The sequence below is a fragment of the Sphingomicrobium sp. genome, from assembly GCA_036563485.1.
Lineage (GTDB): Bacteria > Pseudomonadota > Alphaproteobacteria > Sphingomonadales > Sphingomonadaceae > Sphingomicrobium.
This window is the reverse complement of record DATCMI010000001.1, coordinates 2,223,782-2,241,573: the sequence shown is the minus strand read 5'-3', so window position 1 is coordinate 2,241,573 and position 17,792 is coordinate 2,223,782. Positions and strand designations below refer to the sequence as shown.

The window sequence follows — 17,792 nt, the reverse complement described above, 5'->3', positions numbered from 1 at the left end:
GTCAGGCGGTAAGTGCCGCCTGCACCAAGTCCGCGGCCGCGCCGCTGCACAGGCTCTGGCGGACGGTTTCCGCCTTGCCGGGCACCTTCAGCAAAAGCAGGTTGGCGCCGAAATCAGGGCAGGGCGGCGTATAAGCCTGCTCGCTCCACAGCCGTGCCTCGGCAATGCGCCTGTCGATGTCGGCGGCGACGTCGGCCTTGGCCGGGCGCCAACCATCGGCAGTCGCGAACAGCCATTGGCCGCCTTCACGGATGAGCAGCGCGGTGGGCGTCGGCGCGCGCCAATCGGCTCCGGCACCGGGCGGCGGTGGCGGGACCATCCCATAGAAGCGCTTCGCGAACAGGTAGGTGGACGAAGCCAGCGCCCGCTGCACCGCGGCTTCGCCGAAGCGCTCGCGGGCTGTGGCCAGCAGGTCCGACCGCGCGAATGCCGGGTCGAAGCCAGGCTGAAGGACTTCAGCGGGCCGAACGCTGGGGATCGGATCGGGAGGCGGCGGAGCATCGGGGTCCACCGTCGCACAAGCCGTCAGTCCGGCGGACAGCAACAGAAGCGTCGGAACTCTCATGCCGCTTCAATGCAGCGCCCGCCTAGCGAGTTCCTGTGTTGGGCGCGGGAGCGGCCTCGCGGAGTCGTCGACGGCCCAAGGAAGGCTTCTCCTCAAGGTCCGCTTCGGATTTGATTTCCGCGCGCAGCTCGTCGCGCTTTTCATGAATACTTGCGATCACCGGCCCCATGGCGATGCCGAGATCGACGAGGGTCGCTTCGGCCAGTTGTAGCGACGCTTCGAGCGTTTCTGGAACGGCGTCGGTGACCCCAGCCCTGTAGAGCTTGGCGGCATGGGCGGTGTCGCGCGCCCGGGCGATGATCGGCAGGTCGGGGAAGCTGGCCCGCAGCCTTTTGGCAATGCGGGCGACCAGCACCGGATTGTCCATCGTCAGCACGATTGCCGCCGGTATGGCATGCTGCAGCCGCTCGATGATCTCGGGATGCGACACATCGCCGAACACGACCTGGTAACCGGCATCTTTCGCCCGCTGGCAAGCATCGACGTCGGAGTCGACCGCCACATAGGGCCGCGCATGGGCGTCAAGCATGTCGGCTACCATCTGCCCGACGCGCCCGAAGCCGAGCAGGACGACCTTTGGCGGACCTTCATTGCTCAGTGCATCGGCGACTTCTGACTGGTTATGCCGATCGACGCGGCTCGCGAGCTTGCCGAGCTTGCCGAGCAGCGGCGTGATGGTCAGCCCGATCGCGGTCACGATCTGCCAGAAGGCCGCGGTTTCGGGCAGCACGAGTTGCGCGGCAGTCGCTGCGCCGAGTACGATCAGTGTCGTTTCCGATGGCGACGCCATCAGCACGCCGGTCTCTGCCGCGACCGCCCAGCTGGCGCCTTCGATCCGCAGGAGGGCCGCCGTGACGGCCGCCTTGATGCCCAGCACTGCAAGGACGGCGACGAGGATTTCCTGCCAGTTGGCAATCACCAGCCTCAGGTCGACACTCATGCCGATCGTGATGAGGAAGATGCCGAGGCCGAGCCCGCGGAATGGAGCGGTCACCACCTCCACCTCGCCGCGATAATCTGTCTCGGCGATGACGATGCCGGCGATCAGCGCGCCGAGGACGGGCGAGAAGCCGATCGCCGAGGTGATGAGGCTGGAGACGATCACCACAACCAGGCAGGCAGCGAGGAACAGCTCCGGGCTCTTCGTCCGCGCCGCTTGTGCGAACAGCCCCGGCAACAGGAACCGGCCCCCCAGCAGCAGCCCGACCGCTGCGACACCGCCGAACAGCATGGTCAGCAACAGCGAATCGACGCCCGCGTTGGCGGTCGGCGCCATCGCGCCGAGGAAGAAGACGATGGGCACGATCGCCACGTCCTCGAACAGCAGCATCGCCAGCGATGACCGTCCGACTGCACTGTGCGTGCCGACCAGAGGGATGACGAGCGAGGTGGACGAGAGGGCAAGTGCAAGGCCGAGCCCGATTGCTCCGGCCATTCCCTGGCCCATCAGGTAGAGGCCAAACCCGATCAGTGCGCCGGACAGGAGCAGCTCCGCCGCCCCGACCCCGAACACCAGCCTTCGCATCGACCACAAGCGCCGGAACGACAGCTCGAGCCCGATCGAGAAGAGGAGCAGGATAACGCCAAGCTCGGCGAACGGCTCGATCGCCTCGGGGTTGGAGATGGTGACATAGCTAAGCCAGGGCACGTCGTTCGCCATTGAGCCGAGGCCTGCCGGCCCCACCAGCAAGCCGATCAGGATGAAGCCGATGATGGGGCTGATGCGGAAGCGCGCGAAGGCCGGGATGACGATCCCGGCAGCGCCGAGGATCACCAGCGCATCGCTAAGGCCCGAGGTGCTGAATTCGTCGCCGTGCATACCCGCTTTAGAGCAGGTGAGGGACAGACTGTCACCGCCTGTGCGTTGCTGGGGCGGAGGAGAATGACATGGCGAAGCAGCTCAAGGCGGGCGACAAGGTCACGTGGAAATCGCACGGCGGCACCGCGCACGGGAAGGTCGTGAAAAAGCTGACGTCCGAATGCCAGATCAAGGGCCACAAGGTCGCGGCGTCGAAGGACAACCCCGAATTTCTGGTCGAGACGGACGAAGGGAAGCAGGCGGCGCACAAGCCGGAAGCCCTCACCAAGGCGTGAGGCATCCCGATCTGCTGATCATCGGCGGCGGTCCCGCTGGGTTGATGGCGGGCCTGCTGTTCGCGCGCAGCGGTTGCCGCGTGCGAGTGGTCGAAAAGCATGAGGATTTCCTGCACGATTTCCGCGGCGACACGGTCCACCCTTCAACGATGGGCGTGCTCCGGGACATCGGCCTGCTCGACCGCTTTCTCGAGCGACCGCACCAGCGCCTGTGGCGCGCTGAGTTGCGGATCGCCGGCGAGGAGATGGTCGTCGGCGATCTGTCAGGCGTCCGCGGGTCGACACCCTTCGTGGCGATCATGCCGCAGTGGGACTTCCTCGACTTCCTTCGCAGCGAGGCCGAGCGCCTCCCGAACTTTGAACTGCAGATGGGCGTAGCTGCCGAACGGCTGCTCTTCAGCGGTACGCGGATTTCCGGCGTCCGGCTGACCTCCAGTGAGGAGGTGCAATGCCCGCTCGTCCTCTGCTGCGACGGGCGGCGCAGCCTGGTTCGCGAGCAGGACGTCCTGCCAATCAAGGATCTGGGATCGCCGATCGACGTCTTCTGGTTCGAGCTGCCCAAGCGCAGCGATGAACGCGGCACCCTGCGGATTGCCGTCGAGGCTGGCCAGATCCTGGTTCGGGTGGATCGCGGGCATTACTGGCAGTGCGCTCTCGTCTTCCCGAAGAGACGCGCAGCGGAAGTGCGGGGACGCGGGATCGACCAGTTAGTCGAACAGCTGGAGCAACTGGAGCCGCGGCTCGGCCGGATCGGCGGCGACCTCGTCAGCATGGATCAGCTCCATCTGCTGGAAGTCAGCCTGGACCGGCTTCGGCGCTGGTCGCGTCCGGGGCTGCTGGCAATCGGCGACGCTGCCCACGCGATGTCGCCGATGGGCGGCATCGGCATCAACATCGCCATTCAGGACGCGGTTGCGGCTGCCAATCTGCTGGCCGAGCCGCTCTCCCGAGGTGAGCGGGTGGACCACCTGCTCCGAAAAGTGCAGGCGCGGCGCGCTTTTTCCGCCGGGGTCATCCAGGCGGTGCAGAAAGTGGCGCAGAACTGGGTTCTAGCCCCGATACTGTGGCGTGACCGCCCAATGCGTCGGCCGCCGCTGCCCTTGCGCCTCGCACACTCGCAGCCGGCGATCCGGCGCGTGATCGGCCGCGCGATCGCCTTGGGCATTCGCCGGGAAAAGGTGCTCACCCGCGAAGCCGCATGACTGACGTCATGACTTCGGAAGTCGTGGTTGTCCCGGGCTTACGCCCAGGACGCCATCGCTTTCTCGAGATTGGTGCGGATCGCCTCGAAGAACTGCTCGGTCGTCATCCACGGCTGTTCCGGGCCGACGAGGATGGCGAGATCCTTGGTCATCTGCCCACTCTCGACCGTTTCGACGCAGACCTGCTCGAGCGTTTCGGCGAAGCGCACGACATCCGGCGTGTCGTCGAACCGGCCGCGGTACTTGAGGCCGCCGGTCCACGCGAAGATGGATGCGATCGGGTTGGTCGAAGTCGCCTTGCCCTGCTGGTGCATGCGATAGTGGCGGGTGACGGTGCCGTGGGCCGCTTCCGCTTCGACGGTCTTGCCGTCGGGCGTCATCAGCACCGAGGTCATCAGGCCGAGCGAGCCGAAGCCCTGCGCGACCTGGTCGGATTGCACGTCGCCGTCGTAATTCTTGCAGGCCCAGACGAACTTGCCGCTCCACTTGAGCGCCGAGGCGACCATGTCGTCGATCAGGCGATGCTGATATTCGATGCCAGCAGCTTCGAACTTCGCCTTGTAATCGCTGTCGTAAATCTCCTGGAACAAGTCCTTGAAGCGCCCGTCGTAGGCCTTGAGGATCGTGTTCTTGGTGGAGAGATAGACCGGCCACCCGCGGTTGAGCCCGTAGTTGAAGCAGGCATGGGCGAAGTCGCGGATGCTCTCGTCCAGATTGTACATGCCCATGGCGACGCCCGAGCTCGGGAAGTCGAACACTTCGAATTCGAGCTCCTGGCCGTCCTCGCCGGTCCACTTCATCGTCAGCTTGCCGGCGCCTGGCACGCGGAAGTCGGTCGCCTTGTACTGGTCGCCGAAGGCGTGACGCCCGACGACGATCGGATCGGTCCAGCCGGGGATCAGCCGCGGGACGTTGGAAATGACGATCGGCTCGCGGAAGACGACGCCGCCGAGGATGTTGCGGATCGTGCCGTTGGGCGACTTCCACATCTTCTTGAGCTTGAATTCCTCGACGCGAGCCTCGTCGGGCGTGATCGTCGCGCACTTCACGCCGACGCCATGCTCCTTGATCGCATTGGCGGCTTCGACGGTGACCTTGTCGTCGGTCGCATCGCGGTTCTCGATCGACAGGTCGTAATAACGGAGGTCCACGTCCAGATAGGGCTGGATCAATCGTTCGCGGATCCACTGCCAAATGATGCGGGTCATCTCGTCGCCATCGAGCTCGACGACGGGGTTCTTCACCTTGATCTTGGCCATCATTCTTCCTGCGATTTTCGGATTGGGCGCGGCCTTAGGATGGGCAAAGCGCGCGTGCAACCGGAGCGTTGTGGCGATGGCGATGGACGATTAAGGGTCGCGCCATGCCCGCACTCGACAAGCACGACACGCCGCTGCCGACGACCACCGTCAAATGGCGCTTCCCCTCCGTCCATCCGGAAGGCCGCAAATATGTGGTGATCTCGGCTGCGGTGACGGCCGTCACCTATATGCTGATCAGCCATTTCCTCGCCTGGCTGTTCGTCGGGGTGACGATCTGGGTCGCGACCTTCTTCCGCGATCCCGTGCGCACGACGCCGCGGGGCGACCGGCTGATCGTCGCGCCCGCCGATGGACTGATCACCATGATCGCTCGCGTCTCGCCGCCGCCGGAATTGAGGGGTACGGGCGGGCTCGATGATGCTGAGTGCACCCGCGTCTCGATTTTCATGAGTGTCTTCGACGTGCACATCAATCGTGCGCCGATCAGCGGCGTCATCCGCCGCGTCGCTTACGTGCCCGGCAAATTCATCAACGCCGACCTCGACAAGGCGAGCGAAGATAATGAGCGCCAGCACTTCATGGTCGAAGGGAGCGACGGCCTGAAGATCGGCTTCACACAGATCGCCGGTCTCGTGGCTCGGCGAATCCTCGCTTTCGTGCGCGAGGGGGATGTCGTCGAAGCGGGGCAGCGCATCGGCCTGATCCGCTTCGGCAGCCGCGTCGACGTCTATCTGCCGGCGGGCACGTCGCCCAAGGTCCTCCTCGGCCAGCGTGCGATCGCCGGCGAAACCGTCATCGCGGAGGCCGGCGTCGACGCGACGCTGACGGGCATCAGCCAGTGAACGACGACAGCGGGCCGCGCGGGATCTCCTTCCGCGCGATGATCCCGAATGCGATTACCGCGCTCGCCTTGTGCATGGGACTGACGGGCGTCCGCTTCGCAATCGGCGATGAGTGGGAGAAGGCGTTGGGCGCAATCGTCCTTGCCGGCGTTCTCGACGGCATGGACGGGCGCATCGCCCGGCTGCTGCGGGCGCAGAGCAAGTTCGGGGCGGAGCTGGACTCGCTGGCCGACAATATCGCGTTCGGGACCGCGCCGGCCCTCGTCCTTTTCCTGTGGTCGCTTCAGTTCGCCCCGAAATTCGGATGGACGGCGGCGCTTGCGCTGGCGGTATGCTGCGCGCTCCGCCTCGCGCGGTTCAACGCGCGGATCGACGCCGCCGAACAGCCGCACAAATCAGCCGGCTTCAACACCGGCGTTCCGGCGCCGGCAGGGGCGGGGATCGCGTTCGTCCCAATTTTCCTGTGGCTGGTGACCGGCATCGACCTGTTCAGGGCGTGGTACCTGGTCATGCCGTGGACGCTCTTCGTCGCCACGCTGATGATCTCGAGCCTGCCGACCTATAGCTGGTCTTCGATCAGGATCCGCCGCGAATGGCGGCTGTTCGCACTGGCCGGTGTCGCGGTGCTCGGCGCGGCACTGCTGACCGCGCCGTGGGTGACGCTTCTCGGCGTCTCAGCGCTCTATCTGTTGATGATCCCCGTCGCGATGACGAGCTATGCGAAGGTCAAGCGGCGGCGCGCCATTTCGCGCTAGCGCGCATCGGCTGCTGGATCCGCGTGCGAGTGCGAATACGTACCGGAACGAAGGCCGCCTTCGGCGCGGCAGGCTTGCCCTTGAGGGCGGCGGCGATCTTCGCCCCGCTCTCCTCAAGAACCGCTGCACCCACGACCACCATCAGCCACAGGGTGCCAAGGAAGACGAGGGTGCCGATTGCTGCCATCATCGCATCTGTCCTTACTTTTGAGCGCCAACCCGGCCGGACCTGATTTGTTCCGGACGAGCCCTGCGGCGCTCCGTTGATACGAAACAATGTTCCTGTTATGTTCTCACCTGTCAAGCGCCTTCTTTCGCGGGCTGCCAATCGCTTGAAAGTGCGGGAAAGTTCGGCTAGGGGCCCCCGCATCCCACAGGTGGAGCTGACATACCGGTGCCGGCCGAAAGGCTGGTGACTGGCTCCACCGAGGCATAACCGGAAGGAGAAAGACCTATGGCGACCACCGTCGTCACGATGCAGCAATTGCTCGAAGCCGGAGCGCACTTCGGCCACCAGACCCACCGCTGGAACCCCAAGATGAAGCCGTATATTTTCGGCGATCGTAACGGGGTGCACATCATCGACCTGTCGCAGAGCGTTCCGCTGTTCGCTCGCGCGCTCGACTTCGTCCAGCAGACCGTCGCCCGCGGCGGCAAGGTGCTGTTCGTCGGCACCAAGCGGCAGGCGCAGGACGCGATCGCGGAAGCCGCGCGCCAGTCGAATCAGCACTTCGTCAATCACCGCTGGCTCGGCGGCATGCTGACCAACTGGAAGACGATCTCCAACTCGATCAAGCGCCTCAAGAGCCTTGAAGAGCAGTTGTCGGGTGACACCGCCGGCCTGACCAAGAAGGAAGTCCTCCAGCTCACTCGCGAGCGTGACAAGCTCGAAAAGAGCCTCGGCGGCATTCGCGACATGGGCGGCCTGCCGGACGTCATGTTCGTCGTTGACACCAACAAGGAAGAGCTGGCGATCAAGGAAGCCAACACGCTCGGCATCCCGGTCGTCGCGATCCTCGATTCGAACAGCGACCCGAGCGGCATCTCTTTCCCGATCCCGGGCAATGACGACGCCAGCCGCGCGATCCGCCTCTACACCGACTCCATTGCCCAGGCGGCGATGGAAGGGCGCAGCGGCAATGCCGCGGCTCGTGGCGAGGACATCGGCTCCATGGCCGAACCGCCGATGGAAGCTGCGGTCGCTTAACTCGACTGGTCCCCGGCAAAGCCGGGGTCCGCACCTATATTGTTTCTTTGACTGGACCCCGGCCTTCGCCGGGGAACGAAAGGATAATGGAAATGGCTGAGATCACGGCCGCGAGTGTGAAGGAACTGCGCGAGCGCACCGGCGCCGGCATGATGGATTGCAAGAAGGCGCTCGCCGAGAACAATGGCGAGATGGAAGCCTCGATCGACTGGCTGCGTGCCAAGGGCCTCGCGGCTGCCGCGAAGAAGGCCGGGCGCACCGCTGCCGAGGGTCTCGTCGGCGTTGCCGTCGAAGGCACGCGCGGCGCCGTCGTCGAGGTGAACTCGGAAACGGACTTCGTCGCCAAGAACGAGATCTTCCAGGATTTCGTCCGCAATGTCGCGACGCTCGCGCTTCAGCACGGCACTGACGTGGAAGTGCTCGGTGCGGCCCAATATCCGGAAGGCGGCACCGTCCAGGAGAAGCTGACCGACAACATCGCCAAGATCGGCGAGAACCAATCGCTTCGCCGCGCTGCGGTGCTGGAAGTGACCGAAGGCGCCGTGGTGCCCTACGTCCACAATGCGGCGGCTCCGGGCCTCGGCAAGATCGGCGTGCTCGTCGCGCTCGAGAGCGGGGCTTCGGCCGAGACGCTTACGGCTCTTGGCAAGCAGATTGCGATGCACGTCGCTGCTGCTCACCCGCAGGCGCTGAGCGCCGACGATCTCGATCCCGCGCTTGTCGAGCGCGAGAAGGCGATCGCGATGGAAAAGGCGCGCGAGAGCGGCAAGCCGGAGAACATCATCGAGAAGATGGTCGAGGGCGGCCTGGCCAAGTTCCGCAAGGAAAATGCGCTGCTCACCCAGCTGTTCGTGATGGACAACAAGACTCCGGTCGCCGAGGTCGTTGCCGCGGCCGCCAAGGATGCGGGCACGGGCATCGCGCTCAAGGGCTTCGTCCGCTTCCAGCTTGGCGAAGGCATCGAGAAGAAGCAGGACGATTTCGCGGCCGAAGTCGCTGCCGCCGCGGGCGTCAACAAGACCGAGCCGGTCGCCTAAGCCAAAGGTGTCCGCTTAGCGGTTGGAAATTGGGGCGGGCACGCTAAAGCGTGTCCGCCTTTTTCTTTACAGGAATGCACCAGCGAATGACCCGCCCACGCTTCAACCGGATCCTGCTGAAGCTTTCGGGCGAGGCGCTCATGGGGCAGGGGCAGTTCGGGCTCGATCCCGACGCGGTCGACGCGCTGGCCGCCGAGGTCATCAACGCGCGTCAGCAATGTCCCGAGCTCTGCCTCGTGGTCGGCGGCGGCAATATCTTCCGCGGCATGGCGGCCGCCGCGAAAGGTTTCGACCGCGCTACAGCCGATTACATGGGCATGCTCGCAACCGTCATGAACGCGCTAGCGCTTCAGGGCTCGCTCGAGAAGCAGGGCGCCGCGACCCGCGTCCAGTCGGCCATCCCGATGGCGAGCGTCTCTGAGCCGTACATTCGCCGCCGCGCGCTTCGCCACATGGAGAAAGGCCGGATCGTGCTGTTCGCGGCCGGCACCGGCAACCCGTACTTCACGACCGACACTGCGGCCGCCCTTCGCGCTGCCGAAATGGGCTGCGACGCCTTGTTCAAGGGGACGAGCGTCGATGGCGTCTATACCGCCGACCCGAAGAAGGATCCCAACGCGACGCGCTACGACACGCTGAGCTTCGGCAAGGTCCTCAGCGACGACCTCAAGGTGATGGATGCCGCAGCGGTCGCTTTGTGCCGCGACAACAAGATTCCGATCATCGTCTTCAATGTCCGCCAGCCGGGCAATCTTGCCCGCGTCCTCGCGGGCGAGGGGACCGCGACGATCGTTCAGAACGAGGAGTAAGGAATGACTGTCAGCACGGCTGATCTGAAGCGGCGCATGCAGGGCGCCGTCGAAGCGCTGAAGCACGATCTCGGCGGCCTTCGTACCGGACGCGCGTCCACTGCGCTGCTCGATCCCGTCCAGGTCGAAGTCTATGGCGCGAACATGCCGCTCAACCAGGTGGCGACCGTCTCCGTGCCCGAGCCGCGGATGATCTCGGTCCAGGTCTGGGACCGATCCAACATCGGGCCTGTCGAAAAGGCGATCCGCTCGGCTGGCCTTGGCCTCAATCCGGTGACCGACGGACAGATGATCCGCCTGCCGATCCCGGAGCTGACCGAGGAGCGCCGCAAGGAACTCGCCAAGCTCGTCGGCCAATATGCCGAAAAGGCGCGGATCGCCGTCCGCAACGTCCGCCGCGACGGCATGGACGGCTTGAAGCAGGACGAAAAGAAGCACGAGATCAGCGAGGACGAGCGCAAGCGCCTCGAGACCGAAGTGCAGAAGCTCACCGACGATACGATCAAGGAGATCGACGACGCGGCGGCTACCAAGGAAAAGGAAATCCTCAACAAGTGAGTTCAGCACTCGCCCCCGAGGGCGCGGCCGGGCTCACCGCAGGCGGCAAGATCCCGCGGCACGTCGCCATCATCATGGATGGGAACGGCCGCTGGGCGCAGAAGCGTGGTCTTCCGCGTGTCGCTGGGCACAAGGCCGGCGCCGAGGCCGTGCGGCGGGCGATGCAGGCTTGCGTCGACCATGGGGTCGAGGTGCTGACCCTTTACGCTTTCTCTTCGGAGAACTGGCGGCGGAGCGACGAAGAGATCTCCGACCTTACCGGGCTGATGCGCTTCTACCTCGAGCGGGAGCTGGCGACGCTCCACAAAGAGGGCGTGCGGATCAAGCTGATCGGCGACTATTCCAAGTTCGGGCCGGAACTGCGCGCGAAGCTGGAACGTGCTGTCGACTATACGTCGAAGAACCAGCGGCTGACCCTCGTCGTCGCCCTCAATTACGGATCGCGCGGCGAAATTGCGGCAGCGGCGCGGCGGCTTGCCGAAAAGGCAGCGGCTGGTGAGATCGAGGCCGCCACCATCGACGAAAGCGCGATCGCGAGCGAGCTGCAGACCCGCGACTTGCCTGAGCTCGACCTGCTGATCCGCACGTCCGGCGAGGTGCGCCTGTCGAATTTCCTGCTTTGGCAGGCAGCTTACGCCGAGCTGATCTTTCTCGACGTGCTCTGGCCCGACTTCGACGAGCGGGCATTGGGCGCCGCTTTGGATCAATATGCCGCGCGCGAGCGGCGCTTCGGTGGGCGGTGAACGAGCTTCTCATCCGCACCCTCACCGGGCTGATCATGATCGTCGCGGCGCTGCTGACGGCGTTCGAAGGCGGATATCTGTTCGCTTTGGTCGTCGCGGCGCTTGCGACCGCCATGTTCTACGAATGGACCCGGCTGGTGAAGGGCTGGGGTGCCGGCTGGTACATTGCCGGGATCTTCTACGCCTTATTGCCGGCACTGGCGCTGCTGTGGATCCGCGAACGCTCGGGCATCGACCTGTTGCTGTGGGTGTTCATCGTCACCTGGGCGACCGACATCGGCGCCTATTTCGCTGGACGCAGCTTCGGCAAGCGCAAGCTGGCGCCCACCATAAGCCCGGGGAAAACGGTCGAGGGCCTTTATGGCGGGATCGCCGCGGCGACCTTGTTCGGCGGAGCCTGGGTCCTTTGGACGGGGCTCGGCCAGCCGCTGCTGCTTCTCGCCCCGCTCTTCGCAATTGCCGCACAAGGCGGTGACCTGTTCGAAAGTAGCCTCAAGCGTCGCTCCGGCGTGAAGGATTCCGGGTCGTGGCTGCCGGGCCACGGTGGCTTCCTGGACAGGTTGGACGGCCTGGTACCGGTCGCGGTCCTCACCGCGGCTGCGCACATGGCCGGCCTGGCATGAAAAAGGTCGCGATCCTCGGCGCCACGGGATCGGTCGGCAAGTCCACCCTGGACCTGATCGACCGTGATCCCGACCGCTTCGAGGTCAGTGCAGTGACCGCCGCGACCAATGTCCAGGACCTGGCCGACATTGCCAGGCGGACCGGCGCGTCGCTTGCGGTGATCGCCGACGAACGGCGGCTGAGCGAACTGCAGGCGGCGCTTGCGGGTACGAACTGCCATGCGGCGGCGGGGGAGGCGGGGCTGGTCGAGGCGGCGACTGGCGATGCCGATCTGGTCGTGGCCGCAATCGTCGGTTGCGCCGGGCTGACGCCGGTCATGGCGGCCGTCGAAGCCGGCAAGACCATCGCGCTTGCGAACAAGGAAGCGCTGGTCACGGCGGGCGAGTTGATGATGAGCCGCGCTCGTGCGACCGGCGCGAACCTGCTGCCGATCGACAGCGAACATAATGCGATCTTCCAATGCCTTGCAGGCAGCAATGAACAGGATGTCGCAAGGATCATCCTGACTGCAAGTGGCGGCCCGTTCCGCACCGCTTCAGCCGAACACATCGCCAACGCGACGCCCGCACAGGCCGTCGCGCACCCCAATTGGTCGATGGGCGCCAAGATCTCCGTCGATTCCGCGACAATGATGAACAAGGGACTGGAGCTTATTGAAGCCCATTTCCTGTTCGCGATGCCGTCGGAGCGGATCGACATCCTCATCCACCCGCAATCGGTCGTTCACTCGCTGGTGGAATATGTCGACGGATCGGTCCTGGCGCAGCTCGGCAGCCCGGACATGCGGATCCCCATTGCTTATGCGCTCGGCTGGCCGGAGCGGATTGCCACGCCGGCGCAGCGCCTCGACCTTGCCGCAATCGCTCGGCTCGACTTCGAAGCGCCTGACCTCCAACGGTTTCCAGCTTTGCGGCTGGCGCGCGAGGCGCTCGAGGCCGCCGGCGCGGCGCCGATCGTCCTCAATGCCGCAAATGAGGTTGCGGTGTCCGCTTTCCTCGCCGCGCATCTTAATTTCCCAGACATCACGCGGCTTGTAGAAAGTGCGCTGGATCAGGCGTCATTTCCGGCGCCGCGCTCGATCTCGGAGGTGCTCGACATCGACCAGGCCGTTCGCTCGCGGGTTGCAGCGCTCATGGCTGAGGCCTGTCACTAGTGGCGCAACCGCCGCTCTGGCTGATCCTGCTCGCCTTCGTCGGCGCGCTCGGTCCGCTTGTCTTCTTCCATGAGCTCGGCCATTATCTCGTCGCGCGCATGTTCCGGATCCCGGCCGAAGTCTTCTCGATCGGCTTCGGACGCGAGATCGTCGGGTGGACCGATCGCCAAGGCACTCGCTGGAAGGTCGGCTGGTTGCCCTTGGGCGGCTATGTGAAGTTCGTCGGCGACATGAGCGCTGCGAGTGCGCCCGCCCCTGAAGAGACGATCCCGCCGGAGCTCCGCGACCGCGCCTTCCAGTTCCGGCCGGTCTGGCAGCGCTTCCTCGTCGTGCTCGCCGGGCCAGTTGCGAACTTCGTCCTCGCAATCCTGATCTTCTGGGGCTTCTTCACCCTCGTCGGAACGCCGCGCGCGAACATGGTCGATGAAGTCGTCGCCGGCTCGCCCGCCGCTGCAGGCGGAATCCAGTCTGGCGATCGCATCATCTCCGTCGCCGGGCGCAAGACGCCGACCTTCGACGATGTCGCGAGCACCGTCGTCGTCCGCCCGGGCGAAACGGTGGCGATGAAAGTCGAACGAGGCGACGCGGTGCGCGAGCTGAACGTCACGCTCGGCGCCGCTACGATGCGCGATGCGACTGGCCGAAGCATGCGCGGAGGCGTGCTCGGCGTGAAGTCTCAAACCCGTGTCGGCGCGCCGGTGCCCTTCTATCGTGCACTGCCGATGGCCGTCGACCAGACGGCAAGGTTGACGGCCACGATGCTGGATGGGCTGATCCAGCTGATCAGGGGCAAGGTCTCGAGCAAGCAGCTCGGCGGACCGATCACCATCGCGCGAGTCGCCGGACAAGGGGCAGAGCTGGGCCTGTTCCCGTTCATCGGCCTTCTGGCGCTGCTCTCAATTAATCTCGGATTCATCAACCTCTTGCCAGTCCCGATGCTGGATGGAGGACATCTGTTTTTCTATGCAGTCGAAGCAGTTCGGCGCCGGCCGCTCAGCGCACAGGCGCTGGACTGGGCGTTCCGCGGCGGACTTGCGGCAGTGCTTGCCCTGATGATCTTCACGACCTTCAACGATCTTGGCTCGCTGGGGCTGTGGGACCGGCTTCAGCGCTTGATTGGCTAGGAGGCTTGGGGCAGGGGCAGTAACGGGGTCTCGCGGCGGGGTGCGCCGCATGCACCAATTCAATTGAAGGCGGGGACGGGTGATTTCAGGAACGACGAGTTTTAGCCGGCGCGCCGGTGCGCTGCTTCTGATCGGCACCGCGCTCGGCGGCGGTCTCGCTACCCCGCTGTTCGCGCAGACCGCGCCGACACAGGAGCCTGCGGCCACTCCTCAGGCGGCTGCTCCTGCACCTGCTGCCGCGCCGGCCGCGGAGCGCATCATCCAGTCCGTCGCAGTCCGGGGCAACCAGCGCCTCGAGCCGGAGACGATCCGCGCTTATGCCAATATCCGCCCGGGCCTGCCCTACACCGCTGGAACGCTCGACCAGGCGCTGAAGGACCTCTACGCGACCAACCTGTTCGCCGATGTGACGATCACCGGCGGCGAGACCGGCAATATCGTCATCAACATCCGCGAAAACCCGGTCATCAACCGCATCATCCTTGAGGGGAACAAGAAGCTCAAGGACGACAAGATCACGCCGGAGATCAAGCTTGCTCCGCGTCAGATCTTCACCCGGCCGTCGGTTCGCGCCGACGTCGAACGGATCCTCGCTTTGTACCGCAGCCAGGGCCGCTTCGCAGCGCGCGTCGAGCCGAAGATCGTGCAGCTCGACCAGAACCGCGTCGACGTCATCTTCGAGATCAAGGAAGGCGACCCGGCCAAGATTCGCGCCATCAACATCCTCGGCAACAGGCAGTTTGCCGACGGGCGCCTGCGCAAGGAGATGTTCTCCCGGCAGACCGGCGGGGTGCTCGGCTTCCTTCGGTCGAATGACACCTACGATCCGGACCGTTTGGCAGCTGACCAGCAGAAGCTCCGCGCCTTTTACCTGACCCAGGGTTATGCGGATTTCCGCGTCGTCCAGGCCTTGGCGGAGCTGACGCCCGATCGCCGCGACTTCGTGATCACTTATGTGGTCGAAGAGGGCCCGCGTTATCGCTTCGGCACGATCGAGGCCGACAGCGCCATCCGCGACCTCACCAACGAGCAAGTGGTGAAGCTCGCGAATATCCGTTCGGGAACCTGGTTCGATGCCAAGCGCGTCGAGGATGTTACGACCGCGCTGAACGCGGTTGCCGGGAACCTTGGCTATGCATTCGCGGAAGTGAGCCCGTCCTACGAGCGCGACGCCGAGAAGCGGGTGATGAACCTGACGCTGCGGATCGCGCAGAGCCAGCGCACCTATGTCGAGCGGATCGACATCACGGGCAACACCAACACTCGCGACAAGGTGATCCGGCGCGAGTTCCGGATCAACGAAGGCGACGCCTTCAATGCCCAGAGGATCAAGCGAAGCCAGGACCGCATTCAAAGCCTCGGCTATTTCCAGGACAAGCTGGAAATCAAGCAGAGCGAAGGATCGGCGCCGGACCGCATCGTGCTTGGTGTCGCGGTAGAGGAAAAGCCGACCGGTCAGCTCTCGGTCTCCGGCGGCTACTCGAGCCTTGAGCGCTTCGTCGTTCAGCTCGGCGTTTCCCAGAACAACTTCATGGGGAAAGGCCAGTCGCTCGGCGCGAACGTCAACTATTCCGCTTATTCGAAGTCCGCCGAGCTCAGCTTTGCGGACCCCTATTTCCTCGACAAGCGCATCCTGCTCGGCGGGCGGCTGTTCCGCCGAGACTACAGCAGCTTCAACTATATCGGGAACCAGCGGAACACGACCTACAAGCAGGTCAGCACCGGTACCGGTCTGAACCTCGGCTTCCCTATTTCTGAATATTGGAGCCTCGGCACCCGTTACTCGCTGAGCAACGACAAGATCAGTCTGGACAAGAGCTCGTTCTACACCGATCCGGACGGTGCGAACGGGCCGCTGCCGGCCGTCTGCGACCCGCTCAAGGCCGGCTCCTACTTGTGTGACGAGCTCGGCGGGCGCGTGACTTCGCTGCTCGGCTATTCAACCGTTTACGACGACACGGACGGCATTCACCCGACCCGTGGCCAGCAGCTGACCATCTCGCAGGATTTCGCCGGCTTGGGTGGCAACGTGCGCTACCTCCGCACACAAGCGTACGGCACCAAGTACAAGAGCTTCGGCAGCTGGATCTTCTCGCTTCACGCCGAGGGTGGGTTCATCAAGTCGCTGCAGGACTCGCCGGGTCCCGGGCGTGACCCGATCCGGCTGAGCGACCGCTTCTTCGGCGGGCAGATCCGCGGCTTCGACATTCGCGGCATTGGGCCGCGGGTCGTTCGCGTGCCCTACACGGCGGAAGGCGTGCTCGGCGAAATCGACATTAACTCGCAGGCCAGCAACGCGCTCGGCGGCAAGGCCTTCTATCTTGCCCGCGCCGAACTGGAGATCCCCGTCAGCAGCAGCGTGAGGAGCCTCGGCATCCGGCCGTCGATCTATGTCGACGCCGCCTCTCTCTGGAACGTCAGGCCGCCGGTTCTCCAGAACATCGTCGCCATTTGTTCGCCGAAGGCGAACACGTCCGGCACGGTCTATCAGAGCATGTCGCCTGACTGCACGACCAATGCGACCGGCGGCGCGCTGCCGACGGGCGTCGACCCGACCAAGTTCAACGCGACCCCCGGCTTCCGCGAGCTGTTCCTTGGCAACTCGGCCAAGCCGCGCTTGTCGATCGGCATCGGGGCCAACTGGAACTCGCCGTTCGGGCCGCTGCGCCTCGACCTCGCCAAAGCGCTGCTGAAGCAAGAAGGCGACGATCCGAAACTCTTCACTTTCAACGTAGGAACACAATTCTGATGAAGACTCTGCTGACCTCAGCGGCCGTTGCGGTCGCCGCCGCTTTCGTTGCTTCTCCCGCGAGCGCGCAGAACGTGCCGGCGGCGACGATCGCGCTCGTCGACCTCGATCGGGTCACGGGCGAGTGCAACGCATGCAAGACCGCCGCTGCGGCTCTCAAGAGCCAAGTCCAGGGGCTCCAGAACCGCGAGAAGGCGCTGACCGGCCCGCTTCAGACCGAAGGCCAGTCGATCCAGAAGGCCGTCGAAGCCCTGAATGGGAAGGAGCCCGACGCAGCGCTGCAAGCGCGAGCGAAGGCGTGGGAAACCAAGCGCCAGCAGGCGGCGCAGGAGCTTGCCGGCCAGCAGCAGCAGATCCAGCGCAACCAGCAATATGTCCAGAAGCAGATCCAGGATAAGCTGGGCCCCATCTTCTCGCAGGTGATGCAGCGCCGCGGCGCCAATGTGATGGTCGAGATCGGCGCCACCCTCGCTGCCGATAGGGGGCTTGATGTGACCAGCGACGTGCTGACAGCGCTCAATGCCGCGCTGCCCACGCTTAGCACTACGGCGCCGGCGCAGACCCAGGCGAAGCCGCAGGGCCGCTAAGCCCGATGAGCGAAACGTCCGGCAGCGCTTCCGCTCCGCTTGACATCAAGCGGGTGATGGCGGCGCTGCCGCACCGTTATCCCATGCTCCTGGTCGACAGGGTCGAAAGCCTCGACCCCGACCAGGGGATCGTCGCCATCAAGGCGGTGACGATCAACGAGCCCTTCTTCCAGGGCCATTTCCCCGGCCGCCCGATCATGCCCGGCGTGCTGATCGTCGAAGCGCTGGCGCAGGCCGCCGGCGTGCTCGCGGTGGAGTCTCTCGGCCTCGCGGGCTCCGGCAAGCTGGTCTACTTCATGGCCATCGAGGGCGCGAAGTTCCGCCAACCGGTTGAACCGGGCGTGCTTCTGCGGCTCGAGGTGGAGTTCGTCCAGAAGCGCGCTTCTGTCTGCAAGTTCGCCGGGCGAGCCATTGTCGACGGGAAGCTCGCCGCGGAGGCGAACTTCACGGCGATGATCGCGGACCCGCCCAGCGCCTGAGG

Annotated in this window: 19 protein-coding genes; 15 read left to right on the top strand and 4 right to left on the bottom strand. The window is 65.0% G+C overall.

The genetic code is table 11. The features are described from left to right. Nucleotide 1: 1 nt before the first annotated feature. Complete coding sequence (locus VIL42_11725; protein ID HEY8593513.1) at nucleotides 2-565, bottom strand: hypothetical protein; 564 nt, start codon at nucleotides 563-565, stop codon at nucleotides 2-4. 22 nt (nucleotides 566-587) lie between these two features. Next, entirely contained in the window at nucleotides 588-2,384 is a 1,797-nt protein-coding gene (locus VIL42_11720) for a cation:proton antiporter (protein ID HEY8593512.1), read from the bottom strand. Between the two features lie 68 nt (nucleotides 2,385-2,452). On the opposite strand from VIL42_11720, the gene VIL42_11715 reads away from it, so the two are divergent. Beyond that, nucleotides 2,453-2,659, top strand: coding sequence for a DUF2945 domain-containing protein (locus tag VIL42_11715; GenBank protein HEY8593511.1), 207 nt, complete (start codon nucleotides 2,453-2,455; stop codon nucleotides 2,657-2,659). Continuing rightward, complete coding sequence (locus tag VIL42_11710; GenBank protein ID HEY8593510.1) at nucleotides 2,656-3,861, top strand: FAD-dependent oxidoreductase; 1,206 nt, start codon at nucleotides 2,656-2,658, stop codon at nucleotides 3,859-3,861. The genes VIL42_11715 and VIL42_11710 overlap by 4 nt, the downstream gene beginning before the upstream one ends. A gap of 38 nt (nucleotides 3,862-3,899) precedes the next feature. Here VIL42_11710 and VIL42_11705 read toward each other — a convergent pair whose 3' ends face one another. Next, nucleotides 3,900-5,120: an NADP-dependent isocitrate dehydrogenase gene (locus VIL42_11705; GenBank protein ID HEY8593509.1), complete on the bottom strand. Its 1,221-nt coding sequence runs from the start codon at nucleotides 5,118-5,120 to the stop codon at nucleotides 3,900-3,902. A 104-nt stretch (nucleotides 5,121-5,224) separates the two neighbouring features. On the opposite strand from VIL42_11705, the gene VIL42_11700 reads away from it, so the two are divergent. Together VIL42_11700 and VIL42_11695 are read left to right on the top strand one after the other, a co-directional pair. After that, the gene (locus VIL42_11700) at nucleotides 5,225-5,965 is read left to right on the top strand and encodes a phosphatidylserine decarboxylase (protein ID HEY8593508.1); all 741 of its coding nucleotides are present in this window, start codon (nucleotides 5,225-5,227) and stop codon (nucleotides 5,963-5,965) included. A 38-nt stretch (nucleotides 5,966-6,003) separates the two neighbouring features. Further along, the gene (locus VIL42_11695; GenBank protein ID HEY8593507.1) at nucleotides 6,004-6,720 is read left to right on the top strand and encodes a phosphatidylcholine/phosphatidylserine synthase; all 717 of its coding nucleotides are present in this window, start codon (nucleotides 6,004-6,006) and stop codon (nucleotides 6,718-6,720) included. On the opposite strand, the gene VIL42_11690 is transcribed toward VIL42_11695, so the two are convergent. Beyond that, the gene (locus VIL42_11690) at nucleotides 6,692-6,910 is read right to left on the bottom strand and encodes a hypothetical protein (GenBank protein ID HEY8593506.1); all 219 of its coding nucleotides are present in this window, start codon (nucleotides 6,908-6,910) and stop codon (nucleotides 6,692-6,694) included. The two genes, VIL42_11695 and VIL42_11690, sit on opposite strands and share 29 nt — an antisense overlap. Before the next feature lie 264 nt (nucleotides 6,911-7,174). On the opposite strand from VIL42_11690, the gene rpsB reads away from it, so the two are divergent. From rpsB to fabZ, 11 genes are all read left to right on the top strand, one after another. After that, the gene (rpsB, locus tag VIL42_11685; protein ID HEY8593505.1) at nucleotides 7,175-7,927 is read left to right on the top strand and encodes a 30S ribosomal protein S2; all 753 of its coding nucleotides are present in this window, start codon (nucleotides 7,175-7,177) and stop codon (nucleotides 7,925-7,927) included. A gap of 92 nt (nucleotides 7,928-8,019) precedes the next feature. Further along, complete coding sequence (tsf, locus tag VIL42_11680; protein HEY8593504.1) at nucleotides 8,020-8,964, top strand: translation elongation factor Ts; 945 nt, start codon at nucleotides 8,020-8,022, stop codon at nucleotides 8,962-8,964. An 86-nt stretch (nucleotides 8,965-9,050) separates the two neighbouring features. Continuing rightward, on the top strand, nucleotides 9,051-9,773 hold the full coding sequence (pyrH, locus tag VIL42_11675; GenBank protein HEY8593503.1) for a UMP kinase: 723 nt from the start codon (nucleotides 9,051-9,053) through the stop codon (nucleotides 9,771-9,773). A 3-nt stretch (nucleotides 9,774-9,776) separates the two neighbouring features. After that, nucleotides 9,777-10,331, top strand: a complete 555-nt coding sequence (frr, locus tag VIL42_11670) for a ribosome recycling factor (GenBank protein ID HEY8593502.1) — start codon at nucleotides 9,777-9,779, stop codon at nucleotides 10,329-10,331. Then, nucleotides 10,328-11,074, top strand: coding sequence for an isoprenyl transferase (locus VIL42_11665; protein ID HEY8593501.1), 747 nt, complete (start codon nucleotides 10,328-10,330; stop codon nucleotides 11,072-11,074). Before frr ends, VIL42_11665 begins: the two co-directional genes overlap by 4 nt. After that, nucleotides 11,071-11,697 carry a phosphatidate cytidylyltransferase gene (locus tag VIL42_11660; protein HEY8593500.1) on the top strand — a complete coding sequence of 209 codons (627 nt, stop codon included), beginning with the start codon at nucleotides 11,071-11,073 and terminating at the stop codon, nucleotides 11,695-11,697. The genes VIL42_11665 and VIL42_11660 overlap by 4 nt, the downstream gene beginning before the upstream one ends. Next, nucleotides 11,694-12,851: a 1-deoxy-D-xylulose-5-phosphate reductoisomerase gene (locus VIL42_11655; GenBank protein HEY8593499.1), complete on the top strand. Its 1,158-nt coding sequence runs from the start codon at nucleotides 11,694-11,696 to the stop codon at nucleotides 12,849-12,851. Before VIL42_11660 ends, VIL42_11655 begins: the two co-directional genes overlap by 4 nt. Continuing rightward, nucleotides 12,851-13,975 carry an RIP metalloprotease RseP gene (gene rseP / locus VIL42_11650; GenBank protein ID HEY8593498.1) on the top strand — a complete coding sequence of 375 codons (1,125 nt, stop codon included), beginning with the start codon at nucleotides 12,851-12,853 and terminating at the stop codon, nucleotides 13,973-13,975. The genes VIL42_11655 and rseP overlap by 1 nt, the downstream gene beginning before the upstream one ends. A gap of 79 nt (nucleotides 13,976-14,054) precedes the next feature. Further along, nucleotides 14,055-16,724: an outer membrane protein assembly factor BamA gene (gene bamA, locus VIL42_11645; GenBank protein ID HEY8593497.1), complete on the top strand. Its 2,670-nt coding sequence runs from the start codon at nucleotides 14,055-14,057 to the stop codon at nucleotides 16,722-16,724. Continuing rightward, entirely contained in the window at nucleotides 16,724-17,311 is a 588-nt protein-coding gene (locus VIL42_11640) for an OmpH family outer membrane protein (protein ID HEY8593496.1), read from the top strand. The genes bamA and VIL42_11640 overlap by 1 nt, the downstream gene beginning before the upstream one ends. A gap of 5 nt (nucleotides 17,312-17,316) precedes the next feature. Then, nucleotides 17,317-17,790 carry a 3-hydroxyacyl-ACP dehydratase FabZ gene (gene fabZ, locus VIL42_11635; GenBank protein ID HEY8593495.1) on the top strand — a complete coding sequence of 158 codons (474 nt, stop codon included), beginning with the start codon at nucleotides 17,317-17,319 and terminating at the stop codon, nucleotides 17,788-17,790. Nucleotides 17,791-17,792: the final 2 nt, after the last annotated feature.